At 62.8% G+C, this 17,201-nt stretch carries 12 protein-coding genes; 6 read left to right on the top strand and 6 right to left on the bottom strand.

The window, feature by feature from the left end; all coding sequences use genetic code 11:
- Positions 1 to 130 precede the first annotated feature (130 nt).
- The 4 genes from ACSZPK_RS04645 (at position 131) to ACSZPK_RS04630 (ending at position 6,168) form a co-directional block, all read left to right on the top strand.
- Complete coding sequence (locus ACSZPK_RS04645; protein WP_437880205.1) at positions 131 to 2,053, top strand: PrkA family serine protein kinase; 1,923 nt, start codon at positions 131 to 133, stop codon at positions 2,051 to 2,053.
- Positions 2,054 to 2,146: 93 nt separating this feature from the next.
- Positions 2,147 to 3,418, top strand: coding sequence for a YeaH/YhbH family protein (locus tag ACSZPK_RS04640; RefSeq protein WP_437880204.1), 1,272 nt, complete (start codon positions 2,147 to 2,149; stop codon positions 3,416 to 3,418).
- Between the two features lie 11 nt (positions 3,419 to 3,429).
- On the top strand, positions 3,430 to 4,989 hold the full coding sequence (locus tag ACSZPK_RS04635; protein WP_437880203.1) for a SpoVR family protein: 1,560 nt from the start codon (positions 3,430 to 3,432) through the stop codon (positions 4,987 to 4,989).
- A gap of 69 nt (positions 4,990 to 5,058) precedes the next feature.
- On the top strand, positions 5,059 to 6,168 hold the full coding sequence (locus tag ACSZPK_RS04630; RefSeq protein ID WP_437880202.1) for a multifunctional CCA addition/repair protein: 1,110 nt from the start codon (positions 5,059 to 5,061) through the stop codon (positions 6,166 to 6,168).
- Here the strand turns inward: ACSZPK_RS04630 and ACSZPK_RS04625 are convergent.
- The 3 genes from ACSZPK_RS04625 to ACSZPK_RS04615 form a co-directional block, all read right to left on the bottom strand.
- Entirely contained in the window at positions 6,165 to 6,590 is a 426-nt protein-coding gene (locus ACSZPK_RS04625) for a c-type cytochrome (RefSeq protein WP_437880201.1), read from the bottom strand. The genes ACSZPK_RS04630 and ACSZPK_RS04625 overlap by 4 nt on opposite strands.
- Positions 6,591 to 6,738: 148 nt before the next feature.
- Positions 6,739 to 8,496 carry an ATP-binding response regulator gene (locus ACSZPK_RS04620; protein ID WP_437880200.1) on the bottom strand — a complete coding sequence of 586 codons (1,758 nt, stop codon included), beginning with the start codon at positions 8,494 to 8,496 and terminating at the stop codon, positions 6,739 to 6,741.
- A complete protein-coding gene (locus tag ACSZPK_RS04615) occupies positions 8,493 to 9,104 on the bottom strand; it encodes a response regulator (protein WP_437880199.1) in 612 nt (203 codons plus the stop codon). Before ACSZPK_RS04615 ends, ACSZPK_RS04620 begins: the two co-directional genes overlap by 4 nt.
- Positions 9,105 to 9,530: 426 nt before the next feature.
- On the opposite strand from ACSZPK_RS04615, the gene ilvD reads away from it, so the two are divergent.
- Complete coding sequence (gene ilvD, locus ACSZPK_RS04610) at positions 9,531 to 11,369, top strand: dihydroxy-acid dehydratase (RefSeq protein WP_437880198.1); 1,839 nt, start codon at positions 9,531 to 9,533, stop codon at positions 11,367 to 11,369.
- 116 nt (positions 11,370 to 11,485) lie between these two features.
- Here the strand turns inward: ilvD and ACSZPK_RS04605 are convergent, their stop codons facing one another.
- The 3 genes from ACSZPK_RS04605 to ACSZPK_RS04595 form a co-directional block, all read right to left on the bottom strand.
- On the bottom strand, positions 11,486 to 13,960 hold the full coding sequence (locus ACSZPK_RS04605; protein ID WP_437880288.1) for a TonB-dependent siderophore receptor: 2,475 nt from the start codon (positions 13,958 to 13,960) through the stop codon (positions 11,486 to 11,488).
- 135 nt (positions 13,961 to 14,095) lie between these two features.
- Complete coding sequence (locus tag ACSZPK_RS04600) at positions 14,096 to 15,019, bottom strand: FecR family protein (protein ID WP_437880197.1); 924 nt, start codon at positions 15,017 to 15,019, stop codon at positions 14,096 to 14,098.
- On the bottom strand, positions 15,016 to 15,555 hold the full coding sequence (locus ACSZPK_RS04595) for an RNA polymerase sigma factor (RefSeq protein ID WP_437880196.1): 540 nt from the start codon (positions 15,553 to 15,555) through the stop codon (positions 15,016 to 15,018). Before ACSZPK_RS04595 ends, ACSZPK_RS04600 begins: the two co-directional genes overlap by 4 nt.
- Positions 15,556 to 15,763: 208 nt before the next feature.
- On the opposite strand from ACSZPK_RS04595, the gene ACSZPK_RS04590 reads away from it, so the two are divergent.
- Positions 15,764 to 17,146 carry a nucleobase:cation symporter-2 family protein gene (locus tag ACSZPK_RS04590; protein ID WP_437880195.1) on the top strand — a complete coding sequence of 461 codons (1,383 nt, stop codon included), beginning with the start codon at positions 15,764 to 15,766 and terminating at the stop codon, positions 17,144 to 17,146.
- The last annotated feature ends 55 nt before the right edge of the window (positions 17,147 to 17,201 follow it).

Genomic DNA, 17,201 nt, shown 5'->3' with positions numbered 1-17,201 from the left:
ACACCGGTTCCGGGCCTTTCGGCAGCGATCTTTGGTGTTTCAGGGGAGACTCGGCAGACCGTCCTTTCGGCCACTCCCGCACCCGCCCGAATGTCCCGTCCCGGATTCACGCAGCGAGCGAGGTGCAGACATGAGTATTTTCAGCCACTTCCAGCAACGTTTCGAGGCGACCCGCCAGGAGGAGTACTCGCTTCAGGAGTACCTCGACCTGTGCAAGGCGGATCGCAGCGCCTATGCATCGGCGTCCGAGCGTTTGCTGATGGCCATAGGCGAGCCGGAGCTGATCGATACTTCGAGCAACTCTCGCCTGTCGCGAATCTTCTCCAACAAGGTCATCCGCCGTTACCCGGCGTTCGCCGACTTCCATGGCATGGAAGAGTGCATCGACCAGATCGTGTCCTATTTCCGTCATGCGGCCCAAGGCCTGGAAGAGAAGAAACAGATTCTCTATCTTCTCGGCCCAGTCGGCGGCGGCAAGTCGTCCCTGGCGGAAAAACTCAAGCAATTGATGGAAAAGGTGCCCTTCTACGCCATCAAGGGCTCTCCGGTATTCGAATCTCCCCTGGGGCTGTTCAATGCCACCGAAGACGGCGCCATCCTCGAGGAAGACTTCGGCATCCCGCGCCGCTACCTGAACAGCATCATGTCGCCCTGGGCCACCAAGCGCCTGCAGGAGTTCGGCGGCGACATCAGCCAGTTCCGCGTGGTCAAGCTGTACCCGTCGATCCTCAACCAGATCGCCGTGGCCAAGACCGAACCGGGCGACGAGAACAACCAGGACATCTCCGCGCTGGTCGGCAAGGTGGATATCCGCAAGCTCGAGGAATTCCCGCAGAACGACGCCGACGCCTACAGCTACTCCGGCGCGCTGTGCCGCGCCAACCAGGGCCTGATGGAGTTCGTCGAGATGTTCAAGGCGCCGATCAAGGTGCTCCATCCGCTGCTCACCGCGACCCAGGAAGGCAACTACAACAGCACCGAAGGCCTCGGCGCGATTCCCTATAACGGCATCATCCTTGCTCACTCCAACGAATCGGAGTGGCACAGCTTCCGCAACAACAAGAACAACGAGGCCTTCATCGACCGCATCTACATCGTCAAGGTGCCGTACTGCCTGCGCGTTTCCGACGAGATCAAGATCTACGACAAGCTGCTGATCAACAGCTCGCTGGCCAACGCCCACTGCGCGCCGGACACCCTGAAGATGCTCGCCCAGTTCTCCACCCTCAGCCGCCTGAAGGAACCGGAGAACTCCAACATCTATTCGAAGATGCGCGTCTACGACGGCGAGAACCTCAAGGACACCGACCCCAAGGCCAAGTCGATCCAGGAATACCGCGACGCGGCCGGCGTCGACGAAGGCATGAACGGCCTGTCGACCCGCTTTGCCTTCAAGATCCTGTCCAAGGTGTTCAACTTCGACCCGCACGAAGTCGCCGCCAATCCGGTGCACCTGCTCTACGTGCTGGAACAACAGATCGACCAGGAACAATTCCCCGCCGAAGTCCGCGAGCGCTACCTGCGCTTCCTCAAGGAATACATGGCGCCGCGTTACATCGAATTCATCGGCAAGGAAATCCAGACCGCCTACCTGGAGTCCTACAGCGAATACGGTCAGAACATTTTCGACCGCTACGTGCTGTACGCGGACTTCTGGATCCAGGATCAGGAATACCGCGACCCGGAAACCGGCGAGATCCTCAACCGCGTCGCCCTCAACGAGGAACTGGAGAAAATCGAGAAACCAGCCGGCATCAGCAATCCGAAGGATTTTCGCAACGAGATCGTCAACTTCGTGCTGCGCGCCCGCGCCAACAACAACGGCAAGAACCCGACCTGGCTCAGCTACGAGAAGCTGCGCGTGGTGATCGAGAAGAAAATGTTCTCCAACACCGAGGACCTGTTACCGGTCATCAGCTTCAATGCCAAGGCGAGCAAGGAGGATCAACAGAAGCACAACGACTTCGTCACCCGAATGGTCGAGCGCGGCTACACCGAGAAGCAGGTCCGCCTGCTGTCCGAGTGGTACCTGCGGGTTCGCAAATCGCAGTAACAGCAGTCATGGGCGGCAAGCCACGCTGCAAGTAGAAGCCCCGCTCTTACTTGCAGCTTATGGCTTGCGGCTTGCAACTGCCCCGGAGGGGCTATGAGCTATGTGATCGACCGTCGCCTGAATGGCAAGAACAAGAGCACGGTGAACCGCCAGCGCTTCCTGCGGCGTTACCGTGACCACATCAAGAAGGCCGTCGAAGAGGCGGTCAGTCGGCGCTCCATCACCGATATGGAGCACGGCGAGCAGATCAGCATTCCCGGTCGCGATATCGACGAGCCGGTGCTTCACCACGGCCGTGGCGGCAAGCAGACCACCGTTCACCCTGGCAACAAGGAATTCACCACTGGCGAACGCATTCCTCGCCAGCAAGGTGGCGGCGGCGGTCGCGGGGCGGGCAAGGCGAGCAAATCCGGCGAAGGCATGGACGAGTTCGTGTTCCAGATCACCCAGGAAGAATTCCTCGACTTCATGTTCGAGGACCTGGAGCTGCCCAACCTGGTCAAGCGCCACCTGACCGGCGCCGACACCTTCAAGACCGTGCGCGCCGGCATCAGCAGCGAGGGCAATCCCTCGCGCATCAACATCATCCGCACACTGCGCTCGGCCCACGCGCGGCGCATCGCCCTGTCCGGCAGCAGCCGGGCGCGACTCAAGCAAGCCTTGACCGAACTCGAACGCCTCAAGCGCGAAGAGCCGGACAACCTCGGCGACATCCTCGAACTGGAGGCCGAGGTCACCAAGCTGCGCGGCCGCATCAACCGCGTGCCGTTCCTCGACACGTTCGACCTCAAGTACAACCTGCTGACCAAGCAGCCCAACCCCAGTTCCAAGGCGGTGATGTTCTGCCTGATGGACGTGTCCGGCTCGATGACCCAGGCGACCAAGGACATCGCCAAGCGCTTCTTCATCCTCCTGTACCTGTTCCTCAAGCGTAACTACGACAAGATCGAGGTGGTGTTCATCCGCCACCACACCAGCGCCAAGGAAGTCGACGAGGAAGAATTCTTCTACTCGCGGGAAACCGGCGGCACCATCGTCTCCAGCGCGCTGAAAATGATGCAGGAGATCATGGCCGAGCGTTACCCGATCAACGAATGGAATATCTACGCCGCCCAGGCGTCGGATGGCGACAACTGGAATGACGATTCACCGATCTGTCGCGATATCCTGATCAACCAGATCATGCCGTTCGTGCAGTACTTCACCTACGTCGAGATCACCCCAAGGGAGCACCAGGCGCTGTGGTTCGAGTACGAACAGGTCGGTGAAGCGTTCGCCGACACCTTCGCCCAGCAGCAACTGGTGTCGCCCGCGGACATCTACCCGGTGTTCCGCGAGCTGTTCCAGCGCCGACTCGTAACCTGAGGAGCCGCGACATGAGCGACAAGAAGCGCCAACCCATTTCCACCGGCTCGGAATGGACCTTCGATCTGGTTCGCCAGTACGACAAGGAAATCGCGCGCCTGGCCGAACGCTATGCCCTCGACACCTACCCCAACCAGATCGAGGTGATCACCGCCGAACAGATGATGGACGCCTACGCCTCCGTGGGCATGCCGCTCGGCTATCACCACTGGTCCTACGGCAAGCACTTCCTCAGCACCGAAAAAGGCTACAGCCGCGGGCAGATGGGCCTGGCCTACGAGATCGTGATCAACTCCGACCCGTGCATCGCCTACCTCATGGAAGAAAACACCATGTGCATGCAGGCGCTGGTGATCGCCCACGCCTGCTACGGCCACAACAGCTTCTTCAAGGGCAACTACCTGTTCCGTACCTGGACCGACGCCAGTTCGATCATCGACTACCTGGTGTTCGCCAAGCAGTACATCATGCAGTGCGAGGAGCGTCATGGCATCGACGCGGTGGAAGACCTGCTCGATTCCTGCCACGCCCTGATGAACTACGGCGTGGACCGCTACAAACGCCCCTACCCGATCTCCGCCGAAGAAGAGCGCCGCCGCCAGAAGGACCGCGAAGAACACCTGCAACGGCAGATCAACGACCTCTGGCGCACCATTCCCAAGAGTGCGACCAAGAACCAGGAACAGGACAACAACCGCTGGCCGTCCGAGCCGCAGGAAAACATCCTCTACTTCCTGGAAAAGCACGCGCCGCTGCTGGAGCCCTGGCAGCGCGAGGTGATCCGCATCGTGCGCAAGATCGCCCAGTACTTCTACCCACAACGCCAGACCCAGGTGATGAACGAAGGCTGGGCCACCTTCTGGCATTACACGCTGATGAACGACCTCTACGACGAAGGCCTGATCAACGACGGCTTCATGCTGGAGTTCCTGCAGTCGCACACCAGCGTGATCTTCCAGCCCGGCTTCGACAGCCCCTATTACAGCGGGATCAACCCTTACACCCTGGGCTTTGCCATCTTTTGCGACATCCGTCGCATCTGCGAAAACCCCACCGAGGAGGATCGCCGCTGGTTCCCCGACCTGGCCGGCGCTGACTGGCTGAGCACCATCAAGTTCGCCATGCAGAACTTCAAGGACGAGAGCTTCATCCTGCAATACCTGTCACCCAAGGTGATCCGCGACCTCAAGCTGTTCAGCGTGATGGACGACGACCAGCAGGACGAGATGATCGTCCCGGCGATTCATGACGAACCCGGTTACCGGACCATCCGCGAAACCCTGGCGGCACAGTACAACCTCGGCAATCGCGAGCCCAACGTGCAGATCTACAGTGTCGACCGCCGTGGTGACCGCTCGCTGACCCTGCGCCACCAGCAGCACGACCGCAAACCGCTGGGCGACTCCACCGACGAAGTGCTCAAGCACCTGCACCGGCTCTGGGGCTTCGACATTCACCTGGAGGTTCGCCAGGGCGAGCAGACCATCGGCACCCAGCACGTCCCGCCCCGTGGCGAGCACGACAGCCAGAGCGAGTACCCGCGCCTGGACCTGGCCATCCCGCCGATCTGAGCCAGGCCGCCGCTGACCACGACAGCGGCGGCGGCCTTGGCTTATCCTCCGCGCTCGGAGGATTCACACATGCAGATCTACAAGGTTGGCGGCGCCGTGCGCGACCGCCTGCTCGGCCGCCCGGTCAGCGACGTCGACTGGGTCGTGGTTGGCGCCAGCGCCGAAGCCATGCACAAGCAGGGCTTCAAGCCCGTGGGCGGGGACTTCCCGGTGTTCCTCCACCCGCAGACCGGCGAGGAATATGCCCTGGCGCGTACCGAGCGCAAGTCGGGCAAGGGCTATGGCGGCTTCGTCTTCCACGCCAGCCCGGAGGTCACCCTGGAAGACGACCTCGCCCGCCGCGACCTGACCATCAACGCCATGGCCGAAGACGACAGCGGCAACGTCGTCGACCCTTATGGCGGCCGGCTCGATCTCGACGCACGCCTCCTGCGCCATGTCTCACCGGCATTCGCCGAAGACCCGTTGCGCGTGCTGCGCGTGGCCCGTTTCGCCGCACGCTATGCGCCCCTGGGGTTTCGCATCGCCGGAGAAACCCTGGAGCTGATGCGCCAGCTCGCCGAATCCGGCGAGCTGGAAGCATTGACCGCAGAACGCAGTTGGAAGGAAATCTCCCGCGCGCTGATGGAACCCAGCCCACAGGTATTCATCGAAGCGCTGCGCGATTGTGGCGCCTTGGCCAGGATATTTCCGGAGTTGGACACGCTATCCGCCGGGCACCTGCGTCAGGCGCTGGCACGACTGCAATCCAGCGCCGCAGCCGAGCACCCACTTACGGTGCGCTGGGCCTGCCTGCTGCAAGACTTGGCGGCACAGGCGATATGCACGATCAACCAGCGGCTCAAGGCGCCCCGTGAATGCCAGGAACTGGCACAACTGAGCGCTCAGTACCTGCCGCTGGCACAGGAGAGCGCAACGCCCCCTGCCGCCGCCCTGCTCGACCTGCTGCAACGCTTCGACGTCTACCGCAGGCCCTCGCGCTTCGAGGAGTTTCTCGCCGTTTGCCGCCTGCAGCCGCCGCTCTGCGGGAGAGCCGAATTATTCGAGCAGGCCGCCGAGGCAGCCCGAGCCGTTGCCATCCAGCCGCTGATCGAGCGCGGCCTGCAGGGCGCGGAACTGGGCGAAGCGCTCAAGGCCGAGCGTCTCGCGGCCATCGCGACGCTCGTGCACTCAGGCTAAAGCCCGGACATCTTCTGGATGGCGGCCTTGAGCTCGTCGTCCGAACAATCGGCGCAAGTGCCTTTCGGCGGCATGGCATTCACGCCGGAGATAGCCTTGGCCAACAGACCGTCGAGGCCACCCTGCTCGTCGGCGCGCTTCTTCCAGTCGGCGCCATCGCCGATCTTCGGCGCGCCCAGCACGCCAGCGGTATGGCAGGCACCGCAATGGGCGGTCACCACTTGGTCAGGAGACTTCGCGCCACCGCCAGCGGCAACTGCGGCGACCGCATTCACGCCCTTGCACTCCTGGCCCTGGACGCAGACTTCGCCCACCGGCTTGATGCGTTCGGCGATGGCATCGTTGGTCGCGGCCTGAGCGCCGGCGGCCCATAGCACCAGGACGGCGGCATTGGCCGTCAGCATCTTTCTTATCAGGTTCACGGTACACCCTCATCGTGGCTATACAGGCCCGCGGCCACGGTTTTCGCGGGCTTGAGAAAGTATAGCGACAGCGGTCGAAGGCCGGAATAACCCAAGTTGTCGCAGGGGTATTAGCCGCGCGCCGCGAGCCAGTGGCCTGCGGCGACCTTCAAGCTTTTTCGATCAAGGCCCTGGCCAGTTGTGCCGGCGATACCGGCTTGTGCAGCAACGGCACGCCGCTGCTACGCGCCTCGCGCAGACGCTCGGGGGCGGTATCGCCCGTGATGATCAGCGCCGGCAGTGGATAACCGACCGCGGCACGAACCTGGCTGATCGCCTGGGCACCGGTGCGGTGCTCGCGCAGGCGGTAGTCGCTGATCAGCATCTGCACCGGCCAATCGGCGACCTGCTGCAAGGCTTCGTCGATATGCTCGGCGGCCCGGCATTCGCAGCCCCAGTTGCCGAGCAGTTGCAGCATGGCCTCGCGCACGATGTCGTCGTCCTCGATCACCAGCACGCGCATGCCGCATAGGCGCTCCATCTGCAACTGCGAGGCAGTGTTCAGCAGATCCGCACCGATACCGTCCCTGGCCAGCGGCAGGCTCAGGCGAAACACACTGCCCTGGCCCGGACGCGACACCAGGCTCAGCTCATGGCCCAGCGAACGGGCCAGCCCTTGGCTGATCGCCAGGCCGAGCCCCAGGCCCTTTTGCCGGTCACGCTCCGGGTTGCCCAACTGGTGGAACTCGCGGAACACCTCGGCCTGCTGCTCTGGCGCAATGCCGATGCCGGTATCGAAGACCTCGATGGACACCGCATTGCCACGCTTGCGACAGGCCACCAGCAGGCCGCCGTGCTCGGTATAGCGAATCGCGTTGGTGATCAGGTTGCGCAGCATCAGTTCCAGCAGTGCCGGGTCGGAATCCACCGCCAGGTGGGTTTCACGACTGCGATAAACGATGTTCTTGGCATCGACCTGGCTGCCCAGTTCGTTCTCCAGCTTGTTCAGCAGCGGCTGCAAATGGAAGGAACGGCGCTGCGGCTCGATCACGCCCGCCTCGATGCGCGAAAAATCCAGCAGGGTATTGAGCATCTGTGCCGATGCCTGGCCCGCCATGCGCGCATTGCCCAAGACCTTGCGCTGCAGCTCGGACAACTCGCCACGCGCCAGAACCTCGAGGAACAGCTCCTGGGCATGCACAGGCTGGCGCAGGTCATGGCTGGCCGCGGCAAGGAACTTCGACTTGGCCAGGTTGGCATCTTCGGCCTTTTGCCGGGCCTGTTCGGCGCGTTCGGAAGCCACCCGCAAGCGCTCGACCAGCTCCAGGTTCTCGAACCGCAGGGCAATGGATTGCCGCGACGAACGTTGTATCAGCAGAGCCTGGCCGATCTGCCCGACGATATAGAGCAGGCAACCGACGGCCAGCACCTTGTAGGGGTTGTCGTCGAGTGTCCACAGGCGGCAGGCGACGATCAGCAAGTGGGGAATCTGCATGCTCGCATACAGTGGAAAAACCGGCGCCAACAGCGACACCGCATTACCACTGACCCCAGCCAGCGAGGCCATGACCAGCAACTGGTAGGGCAGCGGTGCCTGGCCCATGACGATCCAGGCCAGGGTGCCCCAGGCCAGGCCTTCGAACACCTTGATCAGCGCCATGCCGAGGATCAGCCGCGAAGCATTGCCGACAGTGACACCCCGGTGCAGGGCGAACATCGCATAGCTGACGCAGGTCACCCTGCCGCCGACCACCATGGCCAGCCAGGCAAGCATGAGGTGGAGATTCTCCGGGGTCTGCAGGGTCAGCGTCAGCACCACCGCCAACGTGCTGCCCAGCAGCAGCGAGTTCTTCATGCCGTTGAACACCAGGCGCACCTGCTCGATGCGGATGTTCTGCTCGGGCTCGCTGCCGGGCGCTGGCCTCAATTGACCAGGCCCAGGCGCCGGGCCACGAACGCCGCCTCGGAGCGGCTGGACACCTGCAGAGCGGCAAGCGTGGCCTGGACATGCACGCGCACGGTGTTTTCCGAGAGGTTCATGCGCCGACCGATCATCTTGTTCGACAGCCCACGGCTCATCAGGTCGAGCACCTCGCACTGGCGCGGCGTCAGCTTGATCGCCTGTTGCGCAACGACGCCCTCCGGCACGCGCTCGCCAGTGATCGGCATCTGGCCACGGAGGACCTGTTCGACCAGCTCCAGCATCCGCGTCGGCGTCTCGGCCTTGCAGATGAAACCCTGCGCCCCACGCGCGAGTGCCTCATTCACCACCTGCGAGTCCTGGATGGCCGACACCATCACCACCTTCGCCAGCGGCCACTTGCGCTTGAACACGGCAATCCCATCCAGGCCATTGAGGCCTTCGAGCTGCACGTCGAGCAACAGCAGGTCCGGCTCCTCGCAGGGGCAAAGCAGCGCCTCGTCCAACGAAGCCGCCTCGAAAATTTCCACGTCCGGTAGTCCGGTGGTCAGCACCATGCCGATCCCGGAACGGAACAAGGCATGGTCGTCGATAAGTAGCAGGCGTCTGGTCATGGCGGCCATTCAAGCGTGCGCATAAGTCCCGCGCAAGCTCTTAGTCCTAACAGACTACGGCGAGCACCTGGGCCGCGACCTAGAGCGGATCACTCTCGGCCTCTGGGTGGTTGCCAGCGCGCATGCCCGCCACGGACACCATCCGCCCCATCCGTGAACTCACCAGCCTCCCTGGCCCGCCCGATACGAATGACCGGGAACCCTGCTCGCTGTCGGTCGCCCTTTCCCCGATGTCGCCGAGAGGCGTAGAATCACGGCATTCCTCGCCAACCATCCTTCGGCGGGCCAGTGAGCTGGCCGCGTGAACGGTAAACCCGTTGCGCATCGCGGCTCCTCCGAACGCACGGTCATCTGCCGTTTGCCACCGGTCCCATGCGCTCACGCAACGCACATAACCAGACACCTGATTAGCCGCAGGAAACCGTCATGCCTGACTATCGCTCGAAGACCTCCACCCATGGCCGCAACATGGCCGGTGCCCGTGCGCTGTGGCGCGCCACCGGGATGAAGGACGCAGACTTCAAGAAACCGATCATCGCCATCGCCAACTCCTTCACCCAGTTCGTGCCCGGCCACGTGCACCTGAAAGACCTCGGCCAGCTGGTCGCCCGCGAGATCGAGAAGCACGGTGGCGTGGCCAAGGAGTTCAACACCATCGCGGTGGACGACGGCATCGCCATGGGCCACGACGGCATGCTCTATTCGCTGCCGAGCCGCGAGATCATCGCCGACTCCGTCGAGTACATGGTCAACGCCCACTGCGCCGACGCCATCGTCTGCATCTCCAACTGCGACAAGATCACCCCCGGCATGCTGATGGCCGCCCTGCGCCTGAACATCCCGGTGGTGTTCGTTTCCGGCGGGCCGATGGAAGCCGGCAAGACCAAGCTGGCCAGCCATGGCCTGGACCTGGTCGACGCCATGGTCATCGCCGCCGACAGCAGCGCCTCCGACGAGAAAGTCGCCGAGTACGAGCGCAGCGCCTGCCCGACCTGCGGCAGCTGCTCCGGCATGTTCACCGCCAACTCGATGAACTGCCTGACCGAAGCCCTGGGCCTGTCCCTGCCGGGCAACGGCTCGACCCTGGCCACCCACAGCGACCGCGAGCAACTGTTCCTGCGCGCCGGCCGCCTGGCCGTCGAACTGTGCCAACGCTACTACGGCGAAAACGACGAAAGCGTACTGCCGCGCAACATCGCCACCCTCAAGGCGTTCGAGAACGCCATGATGCTCGACATCGCCATGGGCGGCTCGACCAACACCATCCTGCACCTGCTGGCCGCGGCCCAGGAAGGCGAGGTGCCGTTCGACCTGCGCGACATCGATCGCCTGTCGCGCAAGGTGCCGCAGCTGTGCAAGGTGGCGCCGAACATCCAGAAGTACCACATGGAAGACGTGCACCGCGCCGGCGGCATCTTCTCCATCCTCGGCGAACTGGCCCGTGGCGGCCTGCTGCACACCGACGTGCACACCGTGCACAGCCCGAGCATGCGTGACGCCATCGCCCAGTGGGACATCACCCAGAGCAGCGATGAAGCGGTGCATCACTTCTTCAAGGCCGGCCCGGCAGGCATCCCGAGCCAGACCGCGTTCAGCCAGAGCACCCGCTGGCCGAGCCTGGACGACGATCGCGCCAACGGCTGCATCCGCAGTGTCGAGCATGCCTATTCGCAAGAGGGCGGCCTGGCCGTGCTGTACGGCAACATCGCCCTCGACGGCTGCGTGGTGAAGACCGCCGGTGTCGACGAGTCGATCCTGGTGTTCGAAGGCAACGCCAAGGTCTTCGAGAGCCAGGACAGCGCCGTGAAGGGCATCCTCGCCGACGAAGTGAAGGCCGGCGACATCGTCATCATCCGCTACGAAGGCCCGAAAGGCGGCCCGGGCATGCAGGAAATGCTCTACCCGACCAGCTACCTGAAATCAAAGGGCCTGGGCAAACAGTGCGCCCTGCTCACCGACGGTCGCTTCTCCGGCGGCACCAGCGGCCTGTCCATCGGCCACGCTTCGCCGGAAGCCGCCGCCGGTGGCGCCATCGGCCTGGTCAGGGACGGCGACAAAGTGCTGATCGACATCCCCAACCGCAGCATCAACCTGCTGGTCAGCGATGAAGAACTGGCCGCGCGCCGCGTCGAGCAGGACCAGAAAGGCTGGAAGCCGGCCCAGAAACGCGCCCGCCGCGTGACCACCGCACTCAAGGCCTACGCCCTGCTCGCCACCAGCGCCGACAAAGGCGCGGTGAGGAACAAGGCGTTGCTGGACGGTTGATCACCACCTGCTAGAAACCAGCCCGGCACGGTGCCGGGCTGTTGCGGAAGCGGGGTTGATCGATTCAGAGGCGTTTCCTTGCATGGCAACTCCTCAAAACCGGGGTACTCGCCGAATCACCAAGCGTAGGTAAGGTTCGACGTCACGGTGCGGCCACGTCCATAGAAGCATTCCCACACGCCAGTACAGCCGCTGATGTATTCCTTATCGGTCAGGTTCTCCACGTTCATCTGTAGCTTGAGCCCTTTGACGTTCAGCCTGGACTTGCCAAAGTCGTAGGACAGCATGGCGTCATAGACGGTGTAGGCAGGTACGGTGAAATGATTGCTCGCCGTTGTCGTACCGTCGGTTTGGCCAACATAACGAGCACCGATTCCTGCCCCCAGCCCTGCGAGCATCGTGTCCCCCGTCAGCGCGTAATCAAGCCAGAGCGACGCCGTCATCGGTGGCACCCCTGCCGGATGCCGTCCTTCACGGCCATCGTTGTCTTTGGTGTACTCGATATCGTTGCGCGAGAACGCGGCGATGATGCCGAGGTTGTTGCTCAGGCTGGCCTTGCCTTCGACCTCGAAACCCCGTGAGCGCTGCTCGGCGGACTGGCTGCTGAAGCCTGGGTTCTGCTCGTCCGAGGTCAGCACATTCTTCTGATCGATCTGATAGACCGACACTTGAATGAAACTGTTCTGTCCAGGTGGCTGGTACTTGATGCCTGCTTCGTATTGCTTGCCGGAGTATGGTTCGAACTCATTGCCCAGCCAGTCGGTACCAGAGGTCGGCAAAAACGACTCCGAATAGCTGACATAGGGAGTCACGCCACTTTCGAATGCGTAGCCGGCACCGATGCGTCCGGTGAATTTCTCATCCTTGGCCTTGGTATCCACCACCACGCCAAAGCGTGGCTGCGTACGGTTGTTGTCCGTTTCAGCCCAGTCGTAACGGCCCCCCAGGGTGACGAACCACTGGTTCCATTTCAGTTGGTCCTGAACATACAACCCGGTCTGGGTTATGGTGTTGTGCCAGCGGTTCGGGGAGCCGAAGGTGAAGGATTGGCCATAGACCGGTGCATATAGGTCGATGATCGGCGACTCACCCTCGTAGGAGTACAACCCGAGGAACGTCGAAGCGAAGTGGTAGTAGTCGAGGCCAATCAGCACCGTATGCTCTATATCTCCCGTGTTGAACCTGGCCTGAGCGGTGTTATCCATGCCGAACACCTTGTTGGTTTGAGCCCAGTTCACACCGTAGCGGGTCATATGGCTCTGATCGTTCTCCCCGGTTAAGGGATTGGCCACGAAACCATAACCATGCAGCGGGGCTACGTAGTGATCATCGACGTAGGCATAACGGCTGTTCTGCCTAAGCGTCCAGGTATCGTTCAGCTCATGGCTGAACTCATAGCCGATCACGAATTGCTCTCGGTCGAAAGCATTGGTGTCGGGATCACCGATAAAACGGCTGCGCTTGATCTTTCCATTCGGGCTATCGAATCGGCTGCCAACCGAGGGCAACCCCTGCGATTCAGGTACATCGTTGTCTTTCTGGTACTGCCCATACAGAGTGAGAGCGGTCCGATCGCCGATGTTCCAGGTGAAGCTCGGCGCGATCAGGAAGCGCTGCTGCTGCGCATAGTCGATTTCCGAACCTTGCTCGGAGCCCAGCAGGGTCAGCCGGTACAGATAGGTCTTCTGCTCGTCCAGAGAGTCTGCGATATCCAGAGCGCCATAGTGACGATCATAACTGCCGCCCCCCAGCACAACCTCCCTGACAGGAGTCGCTGACGGACGCTTCGATACCATGTTGACGACACCGCCAGGCTCATTGCGCCCGTAGAGAACCGAGGCCGGCCCCTTCAGCACCTCGATGCGCTCCAGGGTATAGGGATCGACCTGCAAGGCCCCGCCGATGCTGCCGCCACCGTATGGCAGGTGCAGACCGTCGAGGTACAACGGTGTCGGGGAGAAACCGCGAGAAGTCGGCTCATCGAAACTCTTCGAACGGTCAACAAAACCGCCCGTGCTGATACCTGGCGTATAGCGCAACGCCTCGGTCACGCTCTGCGAGCCCCTGACCTTGATTTCATCCTGGGTGATGACGTTGACGGTTTGCGGAACGTCCAGCAGCCCGGAATCCGTCTTGGTTGCCGTGGCACTGCGCTGGGCGACGTAGCCATCGACATGTCCGGTGGCCGACTCCAGGCTGCGGCTGGTAATCGTCGTGGCCCCCAGCGCCAATGATCGCCCGCCCTGAGCGAGCGGCTCCAACGTCACCGTATCGCCATCGACAAAACGTGCCGCCAGCCCGGTACCGGCCAACAGGCGAGCCAATGCCTCGCTCTGGACATAGCTGCCGGAAACGCCGGGCGAATGCAGATCGCGGGTCAGCTCGGCAGACACCAGCACCTGAGTTCGGGTCACGGCCGAAAACGCGGCCAGCGCTGCATCGAGCGACTGCGCAGCAATATCGAAGCGCAGTACCTGCTGCTGCTCCGGAGCCGCTGCGGCAGCGACAGCCAGGTGTGGAACAGCGGCCAATGCGATGGCCAGAGACAGCAGCGACGGCAGGCCGCACTGGCGAGCAGTAAGGTGATGCATGAAGAACTCCCCGATGATCGAATCCATATCGGCGCACTGGGCACTACTTGCGAGTGCTTGTAATTCGCGCCTCATCACCAAGGACGACGGCCCCGCAAAAATCCCTGAAGTTTTTTGCAATCGATCGTGGAGTTTCTACTTGCCGCCGCGCAGCACCGTCAGATAAGGCGTGTAGTGCTCGACCTGCAGGCCCAGGGTCAATTGCAATGCACGCAATACAGCCTCGGGCTTGTCGATCTCGAAGACCCCCGAAACCGGACGACTTTCAAGTGCCTGGTCAGCAACCAGCAACCGGCCCGGCCAGTAGCGGTTCAACTCAGCGATTACCTCTCCTAGCGCCTGTTGGCGAAACACAAGTTGGCGCTGACGCCAGGCAAACGCCTGGGCCGGATCGAAATCACTCAGCGAAGAAAGCTGCCCTCGCTCCAGCGCAACAGACTGGCCCGGCGCCAGCACCACGGGTGACCCGCCTTTGACGCTGGCTTCGACACGGCCTTGGGCAAGCCGTACACGGGTATGGTCAGCCTCGCGAACCACATCGAACTGAGTGCCCAGCACGCGCACTTGCAAGCCATCACTTTCGACCACGAAAGGCCGACTGACATCGTGGGCGACATCGAACCAGGCTTCTCCACGCAGCAATTCGACACGACGTTCAGCGCCACTGAGCTCGACGCGCAATGCCGCGTCGGTGTTGAGTTCGATACGTGATCCGTCGGCCAGCTCGACGGTTCTGGATGCTCCCACGGCGGTGTAGTAATCGGCGCGCAAGCGGTCTGGCCAAGGCGTCTGCCAGGCCAGCCCCAAGGCGAGCAACAGTGCCGCTGCGGTCGCCCAAGGCCAGGTCTGACGGCGGCGTGCGGGAGCCGTGTGGTACACCTCCCGCGCGGCAGGCATCAGTGCGGCCAGCAGAGTCTGAGCTTCGTCCCATGCCAGAGAATGGGCCTCGCCTTGTTGCAGCCAGATCGCGAAATCCCGGCGATCCTGCTCGCTGACATCCTCGGCCTGCAGACGAAAATGCCAGGCGCTGGCCTGGGCGAACAGTTCGTCGTCATTCATGGCTGGGGATTCCTTGCTCGCAAATTCGGGCGCAATCGAGCCTTGATGAAAGCCCGGCAATCGATCAAGGCCTGGCGCAAATGATATTCCACACTGCGCGCAGTGGTCGCCTCGCGTTCGGCGATCTCGCGATAGGTCATACCCTCGACGTGATACAGCAGGAAAATGCGGCGGCGCTGCTCAGGCAACGCACCAATCGCATCCTGCAAAAGTGATTGTTCCCGCTCGGCGGCCAGCCGCTGCAAGCCATCCGGCTGGCTGCACTCCGGCTCCTGCTTGGGCATCTCGCCCTCGACCTGGCTGCGCCGCTGGGCCTGGCGCTGGTGATCGAGGGCCAGATTACCGGCGACAGTGAAGAGAAATGCCCGCAGGTTGTCGATGCGCTCGGTGTCCGGCAGCCGCGCCAGACGTAGAAAGGCTTCCTGCGTCAGGTCGGCCGCCACCTGGCGATTGCCCGTACGCCGGGCGACGAACGCCTCCAGCGCTTTGCGCTGTTCGAGAAACAGGCGGGCAAGTTGGGCATTCCAGGACGGCACGTCGATGCAGCTCGAAGTGAAGAGGCGCGCACGCTAGCAGATAATGAGATGAATTCACAAATGCAAGCCTTTCAGCGTGGACGATCCTCTCCAGCGCCCGTCAAGCGACTTCGTCGCCTCGGGCGCTTACTTGCAGCTTGAAACTTGTGGCTTGAGGCTGCTCTTCTCCCTCCCCTAGAATCGCGCTCTTTTGCGGAGCCACGCCAGCATGAGCGCCCCCGAACAGAACACCTCCGAGCGCAACGACCTGGTCTACGGCCTGGAAGACCGCCCCGCGCTCCCCGTTGCCCTGCTCGCCGCGCTGCAGCACCTGCTGGCGATCATCGTGCCCATCGTCACCCCAGGCCTGTTGATCTGCCAGGCGCTGGGCGTATCGGCGCGCGACACCAACCTGATCGTGTCGATGAGCCTGGTGATCTCCGGCATCGCCACCTTCGTCCAGTGCAAGCGCTTCGGCCCGTTCGGCGCCGGGTTGCTGATCGTCCAGGGCACCAGCTTCAACTTCGTCGGCCCGCTGATCGCCGGCGGTGCGTTGATGGTGAACAACGGCACGCCGGTGGAAGGCGTGATGGCGGCGATCTTCGGCGTGGTGATGGCCGGCTCGTTCATCGAAATGGGTGTGTCGCGCATCCTGCCGTTCGTCAAACGCCTGATCACCCCGCTGGTGACCGGCATCGTCGTGCTGATGATCGGCCTGACCCTGATCAAGGTCGGCCTGATCAGCATGGGCGGTGGCTTCTCGGCGATGGCGGGCGGCACCTTCGCCAATGGCGAGAACCTGCTGCTGTCCGGTACGGTGCTGGCGATCATCGTCGTGCTCAACCGCATACCGGTGGTATGGATGCGCAGCGGCGCTATCGTCATCGCCCTGGCCGTCGGCTACGGCCTGGCCGGCTACCTCGGACGCCTGGACTTCACCGGCATGCACCAGGCCGAGCTGTTCCAGGTGCCGACGCCGCTGCACTTCGGCCTCGGTTTTTCCTGGAGCCTGTTCATCCCGATGCTGGTGATCTACCTGGTCACCTCGTTGGAAGCCATCGGCGACGTCACCGCCACCAGCAAGGTTTCCAGGCAACCGGTGCAAGGCCCGCTGTGGATGCAGCGGATCAAGGGCGGCGTGTTGGTCAACGGTGCCAACTCGCTGCTGGCCGGGTTGTTCAACACCTTTCCCAGCTCGATCTTCGCCCAGAACAACGGCGTGATTCAGTTGACCGGCGTGGCCAGCCGCTACGTCGGCCTGTGGATAGCCGCGATGTTGATCCTGCTCGGCCTGTTCCCCAGCGTCGCCGGGGTGATCCAGGCGGTGCCGGAGCCGGTGCTCGGCGGCGCGGTGCTGGTGATGTTCGGCGCCGTCGCTGCGTCCGGCATCAACATCATCGCCGGCGTGCGCCTGGACCGCCGCGCCCTGCTGATCATCGCCGTGTCCCTGGCCCTCGGCCTGGGCATCTCCCAGGTTCCCGAGTTCCTCGCCCACATGCCGCAGGCTCTGCGCGCGGTGCTGGAGTCCGGCGTGGCCACCGGCGGTATTTGCGCACTGCTGCTGAACTGGTTCTTGCCGGAGTCGGCGGAGCAGGACGACGCCCGTGCCTGAACGGATAGAGGAAGACCGAAACGATGCAGGCCTTTGACGCCTGCATCATTTATTC

This window comes from Pseudomonas sp. LRF_L74 (assembly GCF_965644255.1).
GTDB lineage: Bacteria > Pseudomonadota > Gammaproteobacteria > Pseudomonadales > Pseudomonadaceae > Aquipseudomonas.
The sequence above is the reverse complement of the archived record's forward strand: the minus strand, read 5'-3'. Positions and strand labels throughout refer to the sequence as shown.